Annotated in this window: 15 protein-coding genes and 4 tRNA genes; all 19 read right to left on the bottom strand. The window is 65.4% G+C overall.

The features are described 5' to 3' along the window. Window positions 1-161: 161 nt before the first annotated feature. The 19 genes from rplI to DFR45_RS00670 all read right to left on the bottom strand — a co-directional run bounded on the left by rplI (window position 162) and on the right by DFR45_RS00670 (window position 15,245). A complete protein-coding gene (gene rplI, locus DFR45_RS00575; protein ID WP_114481775.1) occupies window positions 162-614 on the bottom strand; it encodes a 50S ribosomal protein L9 in 453 nt (150 codons plus the stop codon). A 12-nt stretch (window positions 615-626) separates the two neighbouring features. Continuing rightward, a complete protein-coding gene (gene rpsR / locus DFR45_RS00580; RefSeq protein ID WP_114481776.1) occupies window positions 627-908 on the bottom strand; it encodes a 30S ribosomal protein S18 in 282 nt (93 codons plus the stop codon). Between the two features lie 11 nt (window positions 909-919). Further along, window positions 920-1,246 carry a primosomal replication protein N gene (gene priB, locus DFR45_RS00585; RefSeq protein ID WP_277752669.1) on the bottom strand — a complete coding sequence of 109 codons (327 nt, stop codon included), beginning with the start codon at window positions 1,244-1,246 and terminating at the stop codon, window positions 920-922. Window positions 1,247-1,306: 60 nt separating this feature from the next. Continuing rightward, window positions 1,307-1,681, bottom strand: coding sequence for a 30S ribosomal protein S6 (gene rpsF / locus DFR45_RS00590; RefSeq protein WP_114481777.1), 375 nt, complete (start codon window positions 1,679-1,681; stop codon window positions 1,307-1,309). A gap of 158 nt (window positions 1,682-1,839) precedes the next feature. Continuing rightward, window positions 1,840-3,762, bottom strand: coding sequence for a SurA N-terminal domain-containing protein (locus tag DFR45_RS00595; RefSeq protein ID WP_114481778.1), 1,923 nt, complete (start codon window positions 3,760-3,762; stop codon window positions 1,840-1,842). Window positions 3,763-3,913: 151 nt separating this feature from the next. Next, window positions 3,914-3,989 (bottom strand) — tRNA-Val (locus tag DFR45_RS00600). 50 nt (window positions 3,990-4,039) lie between these two features. Beyond that, window positions 4,040-4,312: an HU family DNA-binding protein gene (locus DFR45_RS00605; protein WP_114481779.1), complete on the bottom strand. Its 273-nt coding sequence runs from the start codon at window positions 4,310-4,312 to the stop codon at window positions 4,040-4,042. A gap of 240 nt (window positions 4,313-4,552) precedes the next feature. Continuing rightward, on the bottom strand, window positions 4,553-5,647 hold the full coding sequence (locus DFR45_RS00610) for a tartrate dehydrogenase (protein WP_114481780.1): 1,095 nt from the start codon (window positions 5,645-5,647) through the stop codon (window positions 4,553-4,555). 69 nt (window positions 5,648-5,716) lie between these two features. After that, the gene (pgsA, locus tag DFR45_RS00615) at window positions 5,717-6,283 is read right to left on the bottom strand and encodes a CDP-diacylglycerol--glycerol-3-phosphate 3-phosphatidyltransferase (RefSeq protein ID WP_114481781.1); all 567 of its coding nucleotides are present in this window, start codon (window positions 6,281-6,283) and stop codon (window positions 5,717-5,719) included. Window positions 6,284-6,380: 97 nt separating this feature from the next. Next, window positions 6,381-7,478 (bottom strand): nicotinate-nucleotide--dimethylbenzimidazole phosphoribosyltransferase, encoded by a 1,098-nt coding sequence (gene cobT, locus DFR45_RS00620; protein WP_114481782.1) that lies wholly within the window; start codon window positions 7,476-7,478, stop codon window positions 6,381-6,383. A gap of 196 nt (window positions 7,479-7,674) precedes the next feature. Continuing rightward, window positions 7,675-7,977 (bottom strand): 4a-hydroxytetrahydrobiopterin dehydratase, encoded by a 303-nt coding sequence (locus tag DFR45_RS00625; protein ID WP_114481783.1) that lies wholly within the window; start codon window positions 7,975-7,977, stop codon window positions 7,675-7,677. Between the two features lie 115 nt (window positions 7,978-8,092). Then, window positions 8,093-9,673 carry a cobyric acid synthase gene (locus DFR45_RS00630; RefSeq protein ID WP_114481784.1) on the bottom strand — a complete coding sequence of 527 codons (1,581 nt, stop codon included), beginning with the start codon at window positions 9,671-9,673 and terminating at the stop codon, window positions 8,093-8,095. A gap of 123 nt (window positions 9,674-9,796) precedes the next feature. Further along, the gene (locus DFR45_RS00635) at window positions 9,797-10,888 is read right to left on the bottom strand and encodes a phosphoserine transaminase (RefSeq protein WP_114481785.1); all 1,092 of its coding nucleotides are present in this window, start codon (window positions 10,886-10,888) and stop codon (window positions 9,797-9,799) included. After that, window positions 10,885-12,210 (bottom strand): ATP-grasp domain-containing protein, encoded by a 1,326-nt coding sequence (locus DFR45_RS00640; protein WP_194161655.1) that lies wholly within the window; start codon window positions 12,208-12,210, stop codon window positions 10,885-10,887. The genes DFR45_RS00635 and DFR45_RS00640 overlap by 4 nt, the downstream gene beginning before the upstream one ends. Window positions 12,211-12,272: 62 nt before the next feature. Next, window positions 12,273-13,694 carry an aminotransferase class I/II-fold pyridoxal phosphate-dependent enzyme gene (locus tag DFR45_RS14615; RefSeq protein WP_241659331.1) on the bottom strand — a complete coding sequence of 474 codons (1,422 nt, stop codon included), beginning with the start codon at window positions 13,692-13,694 and terminating at the stop codon, window positions 12,273-12,275. Continuing rightward, complete coding sequence (gene cbiB, locus DFR45_RS00655; protein WP_241659332.1) at window positions 13,685-14,653, bottom strand: adenosylcobinamide-phosphate synthase CbiB; 969 nt, start codon at window positions 14,651-14,653, stop codon at window positions 13,685-13,687. The genes DFR45_RS14615 and cbiB overlap by 10 nt, the downstream gene beginning before the upstream one ends. A gap of 255 nt (window positions 14,654-14,908) precedes the next feature. Further along, a tRNA-Asp gene (locus DFR45_RS00660) sits at window positions 14,909-14,985 on the bottom strand. Window positions 14,986-15,040: 55 nt separating this feature from the next. Continuing rightward, window positions 15,041-15,116: transfer RNA gene (locus tag DFR45_RS00665), tRNA-Glu, on the bottom strand. A gap of 53 nt (window positions 15,117-15,169) precedes the next feature. Beyond that, window positions 15,170-15,245 (bottom strand) — tRNA-Ala (locus DFR45_RS00670). Window positions 15,246-15,300 lie beyond the last annotated feature (55 nt).

A 15,300-nucleotide genomic window follows, 5' to 3' on the forward strand; every position in this document is an offset into this window, starting at 1 on the left:
TACCGGGTGGTATCGCGAGGATTTGCAACGCGGCCCAGGCCGAAAAGACGCGGTTTTATGTCGCAGATAGCGTCGAACACTGCACTAGGGCACGCAGGCAGGTCAAGAAACACAAAAGCCGCCCTGGGGCGGCCTTTGCTTCGCGGTGGATCTGATACGGCTCAGGCCGTTTCGCCATAGACCGAGACGTTGATATCGACGACCACGTCGGTGTGCAGCGCCACACTGACCGTCGAATCGCCGATGGTCTTGATGGGGCCATTGGGCATACGGATCTGCGCCTTTACGAGCTTGAAGCCGAGCTTGTTGAGCTCTTCGGCAATGTCGTGGTTGGTCACGGAGCCGAACAAGCGACCATCGACACCCGCTTTTTGCGTGATCTTGACGGTAATGCCTGCGAGTTTTTCAGCCTCGGCCTGGGCCTGGGCGAGTTTGGCTGCGGCAGCTTTTTCGAGTTCGGCGCGCTTGGCTTCGAACTCGGCCTTGGCAGCGGCCGTAGCGCGGCGCGCGCGCCCCGTGGGGATCAAAAAGTTACGGGCATAACCGTCCTTGACCTTGACGATTTCACCGAGGTTGCCAAGGTTCACGACCTTGTCGAGCAGGATGACTTGCATGGACGGGCTCCCTTAGATCTTGTGCTGGTCGGTGTAGGGCATCAGGGCCAAAAAACGCGCACGCTTGATCGCGGTGCTGAGCTGGCGCTGGTAAATGGCGCGCGTGCCGGTCAGGCGCGCGGGGATGATTTTGCCGTTTTCGGCGATGAAGTCGCGCAGCGTATCGATGTCTTTGTAGTCGATCTCTTCGACGCCTGCGACCGTGAAGCGGCAAAAGCGCTTGCGCTTGAAGAGCAGAGACTGGGTGTTGCGCTTGGGGCGCTTGTCGTTGCTGGTTTTCTTGAACGTGGCCATGGGGGGACCTCTCAAATGGGATCTGGATCGGGTTGCATATCCTGGATGTGGAGCACGACCTGCTTGCGCTGCCGCGGCGTGGCCAGAAAACCGCTGAATAACCAGCGGCTGCCCAACTCCAGCTTCGCGAGCCGCTCGGCCTGCACGCCAAAAGCGACGGCCTTGAGCATCAGCCTGACTTCGCGCGGCTGGCCGGCTTCGCTTTGCTGCGACTCATGCTCGAGCCGCACGGCGATCGCCGGCATGCCGGCGGGTGTGTAGCGCATGGGTTCGGCTTCGGCGACGCACGCACGCAGCACGAGGCGATTGTCGGCACGGGCTTGACAGTGCTCTTGCACTCCAGGAACGGATCTGAATAACGAACTGTTGCTTGATGCTGAAGACAAAAATCTTCGCTATCAGCGCTCGGCACCGCTATGTTCGGCTTGGCCGGCCTTGCGGGCTTCTTCGCGCTCTACAGTCTTCATCATGGAAGACGGGCCAGTTTCGGCCTTTTTCTTTTGCACCGTCAGGTGCCGCAGCACGGCGTCGTTGAACTTGAAAGCGTGTTCAAGTTCGGCCAACACGGCCTGGTCGGCCTCGATGTTGAGGCAAAGATAGTGCGCCTTGGCGAGTTTGTTGATGAGGTAAGCGAGCTGGCGACGGCCCCAGTCTTCGACGCGGTGCACTTTACCGCCGCCGGCGGTGATCATGCCCTTGTAGCGTTCGAGCATCGCTGGGACTTGCTCACTCTGATCCGGATGGATCAGCAAGATGATTTCATAATGACGCATGCAGACTCCTTGTGGATAAAAGCCACCCGCTGCGTGAAGCTTGCGCTTTGCGTCGGCAGGCGGTGTGGCAAGGGAAACCAGCCATTATAGCTTGGCGCTTGGATTTTGAATTCAATGCTTCAGGACGAGCTTGACTTGCCTTTGTGCAGAACAGGTTTTCAGGCCCCCGCTTGCGCGAGCGGCTCGGGTCGCGGCACTTTGATTTGGACCTTGAAGCGGGCTTTGAGCCATTCGTAGTACGCCAAGCCCTCGGCGCTGGCCCACCATTGGGCGAATTGCGCCCGGCGCTGGCGCGCGGTTGATTCGTCGGGGGCCTCGGGGGGTTTGACGGCGTTGATTTTGACGATTGCGTACCCCTGCGCGCCCAAGTCCACACCAACCCACGCGGGCAAGGCGTCGGTGTTGGCACGGAAAACGGCCTCCAAAATGGCGGGCGGCTGGTTTTGCGGCTGCTCGCGCGACAGCAACAGGGGCTCGCCAAGCCCGGTGGCGCTGTCTGGCTTGGCCCGCCAGGCGGCAAGACGAGCCTCGCCCTCTTTGTGCGCGAGTTCGGCCGATTTTTCCGCGACGTAGAGCTTCAGCACCTGATCGCGCACCTGCTCGAAGGGCAAGGTGCGAGCGGGCGTATAAGCGGTGATGCGGCCGGTGGCGAGTTGGTTCGGGCCGATTTCGATGGCTTCGGTGTTGTGCTTTTTTTCGATGGCATCGGAGGAAAACAAGGCGGCGAGAAATTTGGGGTTCGCAAGCGGCCCCTGTGCCGTGCGCGCAGGAGTGCGCTCCACGCCTGTGGCGCTTTGGATTTTGAGGTGCAGCTTTTCTGCCACTGGGCGCAGGCTGTCGGCCTGTTCATAGACGGTGTTGCTGAAAACCTCGGCCACTTCGGCAAATTTGCGCTGGGCCTGCTGCTGGCGTAGCTCTGCCTCCAGTTGGGGACGCAATTCCTCGAAGCTCGGGGTTACTGCAGGCTTGATGTCGGTGAGCTCGATGATGTGGTAGCCGAAGTCGGATTCGACGATGCCGCTGAGTTCGCCTTTTTTGAGCGCGAAAGCGGCGTCCTCGAAGGGCTTGACCATCGCCCCGCGCGCAAAAAAGCCTAGATCGCCACCTTTGGCTGCCGAGCCCTTGTCATCCGAGTATTTTTTTGCCAATTCGGCAAAGGCCGCGGGATTCTTGTGCAGTTGGGCAAGCAGTTCCTCGGCACGCGCCTTGGCTTTGGCGCGCTCGGCGGCAGGTGCATCCTTGGGGGCCTGGATCAAGATGTGGCGCGCACGCCGCTCTTCCTTGCCGCTCAGACGCGCAAGGTTTTCCTTGTAGTAGCTACGCAGATCGTCTTCGCTCACGCTGATGCCGGAGGCCACACTGTCGAGGTCGAGCACCACATATTCGACGCTCGCCTGCTCTGGCTGTTGGAATTGGCTGCTGTGGGCCTGGTAGTACGCCTGTAAGTCGGCGTCGCTGGGCGTGACACGGCTGGCGAAATCGGTGGCCGCGAGGCGCGCAATTTGCACTTCACGGCGCTGAAAAAGCGCGTCGAGCGCTGGTTTGGCCTGCGCGGGCGTGGCAAAGGCAGAGTCCATGACGCCGGCCATCACTTGGTTGACCGAAAGGTCGCGCCGCACCATGGCTTCGAAGCTCTCAGGGGTCATGCCCTGCGCGCCGACCAATGCACGGTAGGCGGCGGCGTCCAAGCTGCCGTCGGGCCGCTTGAGCGCGGCAATCGCAGGGATTTCCTGCAAGCTGCGCGCGAGGCGGCTGTCGCTCGTGACAAGACGCATTTGCTGCACTGCGGCCTGCAGCACCCGGTCGCGCACGAGGCGCTCGAGCGTGGCGTAGCGCGCCTGCGGCGAGTCAAGCAGCTTGGGGTCTATCGATGGTGCCTGCGCGCGCAGGCGGTCGGTTTCGATCTTGTGCGCGTTGTCCCACTCGGCCTGCGTGATGTCGTGCCCATCGACACGCGCGACCACGGGGCTTTTTTCCGAAAAGTAGTTGCGGTTGATTCCCACCAGCACAAATGAGGGGATGATCAGCAAGAACAGCAAGATCATGACGATTTTGGAGTGCTTGCGGATGGCTTCGAGCATGGCGGATTTCCTGGGGTGCAGCGCTGAGGGACGGTTTGAAACGGCTTTCGCTGTGCGCGTCGCGCCCTATGGGTTGGAACAGAAAGAAACGAAAAGAAAGGCGAACCTGCGTTCGCCTTTGTCAGATATGAACCAAGAGAGCCCGGTGAAGTGGTGGGTGCTGAGGGGCTCGAACCCCCGACCTACGCCTTGTAAGGGCGCCGCTCTACCAACTGAGCTAAGCACCCACTCGAACCTTGAACCCTGCGTCGCACGCGTGAACGAGTGACGTCTTGGATTAATTGATAGCGTCTTTCAACGCCTTGCCAGGACGAAACTTCGGAACCTTGGCGGCCTTGATTTTAATCTCAGCGCCGGTGCGCGGATTGCGGCCCACGCGCGCGGCGCGTTTACCCACGGAAAACGTACCGAACCCGACCAGAGATACCGATCCCCCTTCTTTGAGGGTTTGCTTGACTGCCTCGATCGCCGACTCCAGCGCTCGGGTGGCAGCGGCCTTGGAAATATCGGCGTCGTTGGCGATGTGATCGATCAATTCGGTTTTGTTCACAAAAAACCTCTTGCAGAAGATGAGGGGTGGAAACGTCCGACGGCATCCTGTGCGCATTTGGCGATGCATCCACCGGGTTGTAGCGTGGAGGCAGCTTGGCGACACTCGTTTTGGATTAAAGCCAGCGGCCAGCCCAGTGTCAATAGCCGGGCTGCCGAACGAGCCGGCAGCATCATGGGGCGCGATTTTAGAGCCTATTTGCGCAAAGCCATGGAAAACCGCGTGCGTTCGATCACGGCGCTATGCGCTGGCAAGCTGCTCGGCGATCGCGCGGCCCAGGTCCTGCGTGCGGTCTTTGCCGCCAAGGTCGGGCGTACGCGGGCCGCCGCTGTGCGGGGCTAGCACGGCTTCGATCGCGGCCAGGATGGCGTCATGCGCGGCGCGGTAGCCGAGAAAGTCGAGCATGAGCGCGCCGCTCCAGATTTGCCCGATGGGGTTCGCGATGCCCTTGCCTGCGATGTCGGGCGCCGAGCCGTGCACGGGCTCGAACAGCGAGGGCACGGCGCGTGTGGGGTTGAGGCTGGCGCTGGGCGCGATGCCTATGGTGCCGGTGCAGGCCGGCCCAAGGTCGGAAAGGATGTCACCAAACAGGTTGCTCGCCACGACCACGTCGAAAAAATCGGGCCGCTGCACGAAGTGCGCCGTCAGGATGTCGATATGGAACTTGTCCACGCGCACGTCGGGGTACGTCTTGGCCATTTCGGCCACGCGCTCGTCCCAGTAGGGCATGGTGATGGCGATGCCGTTGGACTTGGTGGCGCTGGTCAGGTGCTTTTTCGGGCGCGACTGCGCGAGCTCGAAGGCAAAGCGCAGCACGCGATCGACGCCGAAGCGGCTCATCACGGTCTCTTGCATGACGATCTCGCGCTCGGTGCCCTCGAACATGCGCCCGCCTATGCTCGAGTATTCACCCTCGGTGTTTTCGCGCACGATGAGCATGTCGATCTCGCCAGGCAGGCGCGCGCTGCCGTCGCGGCGCACCACGGGGGCGGTGATGCCGGGCATGAGGCGCGCGGGGCGCAGATTGATGTATTGGTCGAATTCGCGCCGAAACAACAGCAGTGAGCCCCACAGCGAGATGTGGTCGGGGATTTTTTCGGGCCAGCCGACGGCGCCGAAGTAGATCGCCTCGTGGCCGCCGATTTGCGCCTTCCAGTCGTCGGGCAGCATCTGGCCGTGCTTTTCGTAATAGTCCCAGCTCGAGAAGTCGAAATGGTCGAAGCGCAAATCGATGCCGAACTTGCGCGCCGCCACGTCGAGCACGCGCAGTCCTTCGGGCACGACCTCTTTGCCGATGCCGTCGCCGGCGATCACGGCAATGCGATGGGTGGGCATGAATACTCCTTGAACAATAGCTGCTAGCGCAGACCAGATAAGCGCAAACGCGCGAAAAGGCTTGAAACTTTAGCGCACGCGCGCGCGGATTTCGGGCAGGGCTTTTTGCAGGTAATACACCATGGACCAAACCGTGAGCACGACCGCCAGCCACAGCAGCCAGTGACCCCACACGCGCGTGTCCAGGCCGCCGGGCAGCGTGCCGTCGTAGAGCAGGAACGGCAGCGCAACCATCTGCACGGCCGTCTTGGCCTTGCCCAGCATGTGCACGGCCACGCTCTTGCCTGCGCCAATCTGCGCCATCCACTCGCGCAGCGCCGAGATGGCGATTTCGCGCCCAATGATGATGAGCGCGGCAAACACATCGGCACGCTGCAGGTGCACGAGCACGAGCAGCGAGGCGCAAACCAGGAATTTGTCCGCCACGGGGTCGAGAAACGCGCCGAACGCTGAGGTTTGCCCGAGCTTGCGCGCGAGGTAGCCGTCGAGCCAATCGGTGATCGCAAAGGCGACGAACAGCGCCGTGGCGATGAGATTGCGCGTACCCGGCGCGAGCGGCAGATAAAACACCCCCATGATCAGGGGAATCGCGACGATGCGCGTCCAAGTGAGCACGGTGGGCAAAGTCCAGAACATGGCGCCGATTGTGTCATGGCACGGCCGAGTGGAAACGCACGCCACCGCACTTGCGGCGCGCAGCCATCGGGCCGCGCAGGAGAGCGATTGCAAGCGCTCAGCCGAGCCGCTCGGCCACGCCAGCGGCCTCGAAGCTCGCCATCTCGCGCAAGATGGCGCAGGCCGAGACGAGCAGCGGCCATGCCAGCGCCGCGCCCGAGCCCTCGCCCAGGCGCAAGCCCCAGTCGAGCAGCGGCTCGGCCTGCATCTGCGCGAGCATCAGCGAGTGGCCGGGTTCGCCCGAGCGGTGCGCGAACACGCAGCGCTGCAGCACGGTCGGCTGCAAACGGCTGGCCACGAACACGGCGGCGCTGCTGATGAAGCCATCGACGACGATCACGCGGCGCTCCGCCGCGGCCTGCAGCACGGCGCCCGTGAGCGTGGCGACCTCAAAGCCGCCGAGCGCCGCCAAAGCCTGCAGCGGGCTCGTGGCCTGCGCGTTGGCCTGCAGCGCCTGCTGCAGCACGGCGCGCTTGCGTGCGATGCCCTCCGTATCCAGCCCTGTGCCTGCGCCGGTGCACGCGGCCAGATCGACTCCTCCCAGGCGCGCGAGCAGCAGCGAAGCCACCGATGTGTTGCCTATGCCCATCTCGCCCAGCAGCAGCACATTGCCAGGCAGGCCGCGCACGATCTCCTGCCCGTTGGCGAGCGCCTGCGCGCATTGCTCGGGCGTCATCGCCGGGCCGCAAGAAGCGTCTTGCGTGCCCGCGGCCACGCGGCGCTGCAGCAGGCGCGGCGGGCTCGCAGTCCCGTTTTGAGCCGCTGCTGTCGAAGCTGCCGTGGGCGGCTCGACCGCGCGCGCCACGCCGCAATCGACCACCGTGAGCGCCAGGCCATGCTGGCGCGCAAGCACGCTCACAGCCGCGCCGCCGGCGAGAAAGTTGTGCACCATCTGCCCCGTGACGTCCGCCGGAAAGGCCGACACCCCGCGCGCAGCCAGACCATGGTCGCCCGCGCACACCAGCATTTGCGGCTGCTGCAGCGCCGGCGCCGTGCTGCCCAGAATGTGCCCCAAGCGCAAGGCCAACGCCTCGAGCCGGCCGAGCGAGCCCAGCGGCTTGGTTTTCTGGTCGAGCGTGTGCTGCAGCCGTGCTGTGAGGGCGGGGTCGGTGATGTCTGGGATTTGGGGGGTGGTGAAGTGGGCGATGGATTGCATGGGGGAGTGTGGATGGAGAGGAAATTCGGGTCAGAAATTGGGGTCAGATTCCAATAATTTGCGGGGTGATGAAGCAAAGGCGGAAATGGGGTTCAGATTTCGATTATCGAGCGCAGGTGCTGGAGCACGTTGCGATCAGATTCCGATCACTCCCTCGCTTGGCAGAGCCCCCAGAAAACGGAATTTGACGCCAATTTCACCTCGCTCCCATGGCCAAGGCAGTGGCGTCCACCCAGCGCGCGAAGGCAATGTCGAGTTCGGTGAGGCCACCTGCATCGTGTGTGGAAAATAAGATTTCCACTTGGTGATAGACATTGAACCACTCCGGATGGTGGTTTTGGCGTTCGGCTTCCAAGGCGGTGCGCGTCATGAATCCGAAGGCCGCTTTGAAGTCCGCAAAGCGCAGCGTGCGCCGGATGGCGTGACGTTCGGCATCGAACGTCCAGGCGGGTACCTGGGCCAAGGCGGATTGCAGAGCAGATCCTTCAAGTTTGGTCATGGCTTCCCCTTTCAGAAAAGAAAATTGGGGTCAAAGAAAGAAAATTGGGGTCAGATTCCAATTTCTGGCGCCACGGGCAGACGGGGAAATAATTGGAATCTGACCCCAATTTCCCTCACGGCCCGATAGGCGCTTGCAGCACCCCCGGCGCAAAGGCGCGCTCGATCTCATCCGCGAGGCGCTCGAATGCGGCGTCCAGCGTCGGCGCCTGTGCGCCGAACAGGGCTTGCAGTACGCCCGCGTCTTCAAACAGGCCGTGCAGGTACACGCCGAGCACGTTGCCCGCGGTGTTTTGCCAGGCGATGTGGGGGATCAGTTCGTGCGCTACGTCGCCTTTGGCGGCCATGGCGGGGTGTTGCGCGGTGTGGCCGCTGTGGATTTCGTAGCCGGCGACGGGCACGCCGGCCAGCGGCGCCCAGGCGCCCGTGGCGGGGCCGAAGCGCGCTTGCGTGCGGCGCACGGTTTTGTGCGGGGCAAAACTGGTGACCAAGGGCAGCAGGCCGAGGCCCGGGGCGTTGCCATCGACATTGCCGTCAGCCTCGCCTTGGCTTTCGACGCCGTGCTGGTCGATCAGCGCCTCGCCCAGCATTTGCAGGCCGCCGCAAATGCCCAGCACCGCCCCGCCCTGCCCTGCGTGCGCGGCGATGGCGGCGTCCAGGCGCTGCGCACGCAGCCAGGCCAGGTCGGCCGCGGTGGCTTTGCTGCCGGGCAGCACGATCCAGTCGGCCCCTGCCAGCTGCGCCGGTGTGCGCGCCCAGGTCAGTTGCACGCCGGGCAGGTTTTTGAGCGGCTGGAATTCGTCAAGGTTGCTGATGCGCGGATAGGGGACGATCGCGATGCGGCGCGGTGCGCGATCCAAGGAACTATCTTTTGAATAGCTGCTTGTGCTTACCACACCTTCGCTAGAGGCCATTTTGGCTTGTAAAACCGGCAACGGCTGCGCGGCGGCCACGGGCCGGTCGTCGAACACGCCATCTTCCTCCGGCAGGCCGTGGCCAAAGCGCATGGGCAGCACGGCCACGGTGGGCACGCCGGTCAGACGTTCGAGCTGTTCGGGCGCGGGGGCCAGCAGGGCTGCGTCGCCGCGGAACTTGTTGAGCACGAAGCCGCGAATGCGCGCGCGCTCGGGCTCTGGCAGCAGCGCCCAGGTGCCGTACAGGTGGGCGAACGCGCCGCCGCGGTCGATGTCGGTCACGAGCAGGCAGCGCGCGTCGGCATGGCGTGCCACGCGCAGGTTGACGATGTCGCTGTCCATCAGGTTGATTTCGGCGGGCGAGCCCGCGCCCTCGATCACCACCACGTCGTTGTCGGCGCGCAGCGCGTCGAGCGCGGCGGCAATCTGCGGCCAGACCTGCGCACTGCGCGCGCGCCAGGGCAACGCGGTGAGTGCGGCGCTGACCTGCCCGAGCAGCACCACCTGGCTGTGCGTGTCGGCCTCGGGCTTGAGCAGCAACGGGTTCATGCGCACCTCGGGCGCGGCGCGCGCGGCCAGCGCCTGGAAGTATTGCGCCGCGCCGATCTCGCCCATGCCGCCGGCCAGGTCGGGCACCACGCGCGCGTTGTTGCTCATGTTCTGCGCCTTGAACGGCGCCACCTTCAGGCCCTGCCGGGCATAGTGGCGGCACAGCGCCGTGGCGAGCCAGCTCTTGCCCGCGCCGCTCGAAGTGCCCAGCACCATGATGCAGCGCGCGCTCATGCGCACTCCCCCAGCCCGCACGGGCGGCGGGCGGCGCCATCGCCCCCATGGCAGTCCAGCGGCCAACGCAGACGATGATTTGCAAAGCGGTGCCGGGCCCGCATACCGGCATGGACAGCGGCTTCAGCCATGGCGCGCAAAGTCTTCCATGAACTGCGCCAGGCGCTGCACGGCTTCGAGCGTGAGGCCGTTGTAGAGCGAGGCGCGTATGCCGCCCAGCGCGCGGTGCCCGGCCAGGCCCGAAAAGCCCGCGGCCTGCGCTTGGGCCAGAAAGCGCTGCGTCGCCGCGGCATCGGGCAGCTCGAACACCACGTTCATGCGCGAGCGGTCGGCCACTGCCGCGCGGCCGCGGTACACGCCGGGATGCGCATCAATCAGGTCGTAGAGCGTCTGGGCCTTGCGCTGGTTGATTTCAGCCATGCGCGCGAGGCCGCCGACTTCGTGCAGCAGCCAGCGCGTCACGAGCAGCACCACGTAGATCGCGAACACCGGCGGCGTGTTGAAGTTCGAGTGCGCGGCGGCGTGCGTGCGGTAGTCGAGAAAGTCGGGCAGGCCCTCGGGCGCGCGTGCCAGCAGCGCGTCGCGCACCAGCACCACGGTCACGCCCGCGGGGCCGATGTTTTTTTGTGCATGCGCGTAAATCAGCGCAAAACGCTCGGCCGCGCAGGGCGCCGAGAGGAAGTCCGAGGACATGTCACACACGCGCGGCACCTCGTCGAGGCCCAGCACGCGGTGGAACTGCAGCCCCTCCACGGTCTCGTTCGAGACATAGTGCAGGTACGGTGCCGTGGGCGAAAACGGCAGCTCCGCGTCGCGCGGCAGGCGCCACCACTGCGCCGCCTCGCCGCTCCACAGCACGCGCACCGGCCCGTGCCCCTGCGCCGCACGCACGGCCTTGCCGCTCCAGTAGCCCGTGTGCAGGTATTCGGCGGGCTGCGTTGCGCCGTGCAGCAGCAGCATGGGCACCATGGAAAACTGCTGCGTCGCGCCGCCTTGCAGCAGCAGCACGTGGTAGTCGTCGGGTAGCGCAAGCAATGTGCGCACGTTGCGCTCGAGCTCGGCGATGACCGCGGCAAACCAGTCCGAGCGGTGGCTGATCCCCAGGATCGACAGGCCCACTTCGGGCACTTCGCGCACGGCTTGCTGCACTTGTTGCAGCACACTCTCGGGCAGCGCGCCGGGGCCGCCGGAAAAATTGAGGCTGTTGCGGTTCATGGCTGGGATGGTGGAACGGAAGAATCAGGTGGGGCCGAAAGCGCTGCGCCAGGCTGCGCGCCCGTGCGGCGCAGCAGCAAGTCGCGCACCGCCGTGCGCAGCCTGGCCATGTGGCGCTGCTTGAACGGAAACAGCGCCTCGGAATCCATCGCGTGCACCACCATGATGTGGTCGATCTCGAAGATCAGCAGGCGCCCGTCGGCCGCCTGCGCCGCGTCCATGCAGTAGTAGTCGAGCGCCAAGCGCTCCTGGATCGCCGCGAACGCCGCCTGGTGGCGCGCGCAAAAGGCGTCGAAGTCGTCCATGAAGCGGGCCTCCTCGGCACGCTTGGCCGCGTCTTCGTACATGCCTGCGTTCACGTAGTGCACCATCCAGTGCGCCGACGCGGCCATGTGGCTCACGTAAGGGCGGCCATCGACCATGGCGATGCGGAACTTGCGGTACAGGCCATCGGCGCTGCGGTAGTCGATGAAAGGCGCAACGAAAAACGCTGGCTCCGGCACGCGCGCGAGGTACTCGGCAAGCTCCCGCGGCTGCGTGACGCGCGCAAGGTCGCGCCCGGCCTGCGAGCCCACGGGGCGCACGATCAGCGGGAACGCGCAATCTGCAAAAAGTGTAGCTGCCTGCGCGCGCTGCGCGGCCACTTCGGCGAGTTTTGACCTTTGCACCTGCACGATGGCCGGCATGCTGACGCCGGGCGCGCCCTGCAGCAGCGCGCTGAGCCGGTCGCGCCGCGTGGCCGGGATCAGCGCGGGCGCGTTGAGCACCGGCCGGCCCCAGTGCGCGAGCGCCTGTTCTAGCGCTGCGAGCAGCGGCGCATTCGCGTCCGAGTCGCCCAGCGCCACGAGCACCGCGTCGTGCGCAGGGATAGGCGCAACGAACGGCTGCTCGGCACTGCCCAAGTAGTAAAAAATCAGCTCGATGTCGCTCTCTTCGAGCAGGCAGTCCAGCGGCGTGTTCGCGGCCAGGTCGCCCGGCACCATGAGCATCAGCAGGCGCCGCGTGGGCGGCGCGCACGTGGCGGCAATGCGATAGACACGCTGCAGCTGCAGCGCCTGCGCCTGCATCGCCAGGCCCAGGTCATGCTGTTCCAGACACTGCATGACGAGCGACAGGTTCAGCCACAGCGTGGCGTCGTCGGGCGATCGATCCACCTGCGCGAGCAACGCCTGCGCCAGCGGCCGCAGATCCTCGCCCGCGATGCTCATGCGCAAAAACGGCGCGAGCCCGCGAAAGCGGCGCCAGGGTGCGGGCAGCTCGGGCGCGAACGCCGCGGGAGGCGCGGCAGGGGGCGCGAAATCAGAGGTGGATGAATGTGGCATGGAACCCGGATTGTCCATGAGGCGGTGCTGAGCACCTACGCGGGCTCTGGCGGATGGCTGGGTCAGCGTAGGTAAGTAGGTTGGGGTGTAACCCAGCCTGCCTGCTGGGGCGCATTCTCGCTTTCGACGCCCAAAGTCCGACAGGCTCCTGGCTGGCAATCCCTCCTTCGAGCGTCCGGCGCGCAAGCAGCGGTAGCGGCGTGCTCCACCGGGTGGGCGGACTCTTGCCGCACGCCCATTTCTTCCCACGCCCGCAGCAACGCATCCTGCGACGCCGGTGCACGCACGCCCAGGCGTACCAGGCCGGGCAGGCCGAACGAGCTGCAGTCGCGCAAGCGCACACCGTGGCGGCGCAGCTGCGCGCACAGCGCGGGCACGTCGGCGACCGGGGGGCGGGCGCAGAAAAACGGCGCTTCGCTCTCCAGCACCTGCCAGCCCTGCGCCCGCAGGAGCGCAGTCTGGCGCGCCTTCCAGCGGCGCAGCGTGTGCAGGCTCTCTTGCAGCCAGGCGTGCACCGCGGGCTGCGTCCAGGCGGCCAGCAGCGCCACGCCGTGCGCACCGAGGGGCCACGACGGGGCCAGCGCCTCGAGCTGCACGACCATTTGCGCCACCATCGCCTCCTGCCCACCCGCCGGGGCGATCGCGTAGGCCGCGCGCACGCCCGTCAGGCCCAGCGCCTTGTTGGGCGAATACAGCCGCCACACGGCGTCCAGCGCCGCTGCGTCCAGACTGGGCTGGCCCGACAGGCGCAGCGGCGCGTAGGCGCAGTCGAGCACGCGCACCGTGGCAGGCGCGCCGACGGGTTCGTTGTACGGTTCTTCGCAAGGTTCATCGCGCAGACGTTCACGTACCCCTTCGCGCGGCCTTTCCATGGCCTTGTGCACAAGCCCGTCCACAGACCTATCCCCAAACCCATCCACAACCCTGTCCACAGCCACATCCCGTTGCATGCCGCCCTGCATCGCCGCCATGCGCCAGGCCACGAGCGCTGCATCCGCCTGCCCGAGCGGACTGCCGGGCTCGCAGGCCCAATGCAAGCCGGGCACGGAGGCATCACCCGCATCACCCGCATCACCCACTTCGTGCACGGCGTGCACCACGCGCAGCCCCCAGGCCCGCGCGGCGTGCGCGTAGTCGCCATAGCCATGTGGGGGCAGCGCCACGGTGCGCGTGCCGGGGGGCAGCGTGTGCGCGGCCCAGGCCGTGATGCGGTAGATGAACTCGCTCGCGCTGGCCGCGATCACGATGCGCGCGGGCGCCACGCCGTGCAAGGCCGCGAGCTGTGCGCGCAGCGCGGTGTAGGCCGGGTCGGGGTAGTGCGCCGCGTCGGCCTGCTGCACGGCAGCCAGCGCCAGCGGGCACGGGCCGCAAGCGTTCGCGTTGGTGGAAAAGTCGTGCGCGGCCACGCCCTGCGCGTCGGGCCCGCCGTGCACGCGCGCCCCGTTGCTTGCATTGCCCGAATTGCTTGCGACGTTCAAAGCCAAAATGCGCCTCCAGAAACTATCAAAACAGAAGCTGCCAGCGCAAGCAGACTAAGCACAAGCGGCACTTTTCGTGCCAATTTCAGCGCCGCCTGCACGTCGCCCGCCTGCACCACTCTCCCCGCGCCGTGCAGCTGATAGACACCGGGCTTGCCCAGCCGCACGCCCAGCGCGAGCGCCATTGCGGACATGGGCCAGCCGCTGTTGGGCGAAGGCGTGCGCGCCGCCTCGCGACGCAGCGTGCGCAAGGGCACGCGCTGCGCAGCACGCGGCGGCCAGCACGCAAGCGCCGCGAGCAGCAAGGCCGTCGCGCGCGCGGGTAGCCACGAGAGCACATCGTCCGCCCGCGCCGCCCATTTACCGGCCCACTGCCAATAGCGCCCGCCGTGCATGCAGGGGTACCCCCACATCGCATCGGCAGTGTTGGCAAAGCGGTACAGCGCTGCGCCGGGCAGCCCCGCCACGGCAAACCAAAAGAGCGGCGCCACCACCGAATCGTTCAAATTCTCGGCCAGGCTCTCGATGGCGCTCTCGCGCACCTGCGCCGCATCGAGCGCCGCCACGTCCCGGCTCACGAGCCAGGCCAGCCGTGCGCGCCCCGCAGCGAGCGACTGCGCCAGCGCCGCCTCCACAGCCCCTACCTCGGCCTCGAGCATGCGCCAGGCCAGCAGCGGCTTGAGCAGCACACCCAGCAGCAGCGCTGCAGGCAGCGCCGGCAATTGCAGCGCCGCCCATTGCAAGCCCCAAGAAGCTCCTACGACGATAGCTGCAAGCGCACACCAGACAAGCGCTGAGAGCCAAAAAGACCCAAAACCCCGCGCCGTGGGAACGCGCGGCGCGATGCGCGCACCCGCCCAACCCAGGCCGCGCCCCATCCACACGACCGGATGCCAGCGCGCGGGCGGCTCGCCCAGCAGCCGGTCGATCAGCAACGCGAACGCAGCAGCGGCCGCGAGCAGCATGGGGGAAACGTCTGGGAAATCAGAAATTGCCGAAATGAGCCCGAGCATGGGGCGGGATTGTCGCGGAGATGGAGGAGCCATCGCTTTGCCAATGGAGCGTCATAGCGTCGGCAGCGATTTTGACGGGCTTGCGGCACAGCGTCCGCGAAAGACAAACGCCGCAAACGGAAACCGTTGCGGCGTTCTGATTTGACTTGTGAATCGTTGCCTTGCAAGCTAAAAAGCTTTTTCAAAACAACGACTTACAGATATCGGTGGCGGAGTGGACGGGACTCGAACCCGCGACCCCCGGCGTGACAGGCCGGTATTCTAACCGACTGAACTACCACTCCGCGTCGGTACAGCGTTTGCTTCGCTTCTTGCGAAGCGAGCCAAGTGCTGCAAACTTGGCGACCCTACGGGGATTCGAACCCCGGTACTCACCGTGAAAGGGTGATGTCCTAGGCCTCTAGACGATAGGGTCAAAACCAGGAACCAAAAAACTTTTTCTACAGCCCAACTGAGCTATCTCTGACTTGGTGGAGGTAAGCGGGATCGAACCGCTGACCTCTTGCATGCCATGCAAGCGCTCTCCCAGCTGAGCTATACCCCCTTGGCAACTGAAAGCATCGTGTGCTTGTCGTCGTCATCAGAGCCTCGCATTATAG

The sequence above is a fragment of the Extensimonas vulgaris genome (assembly GCF_003337425.1).
GTDB classification, from domain to species: Bacteria; Pseudomonadota; Gammaproteobacteria; order Burkholderiales; family Burkholderiaceae_C; genus Extensimonas; species Extensimonas vulgaris.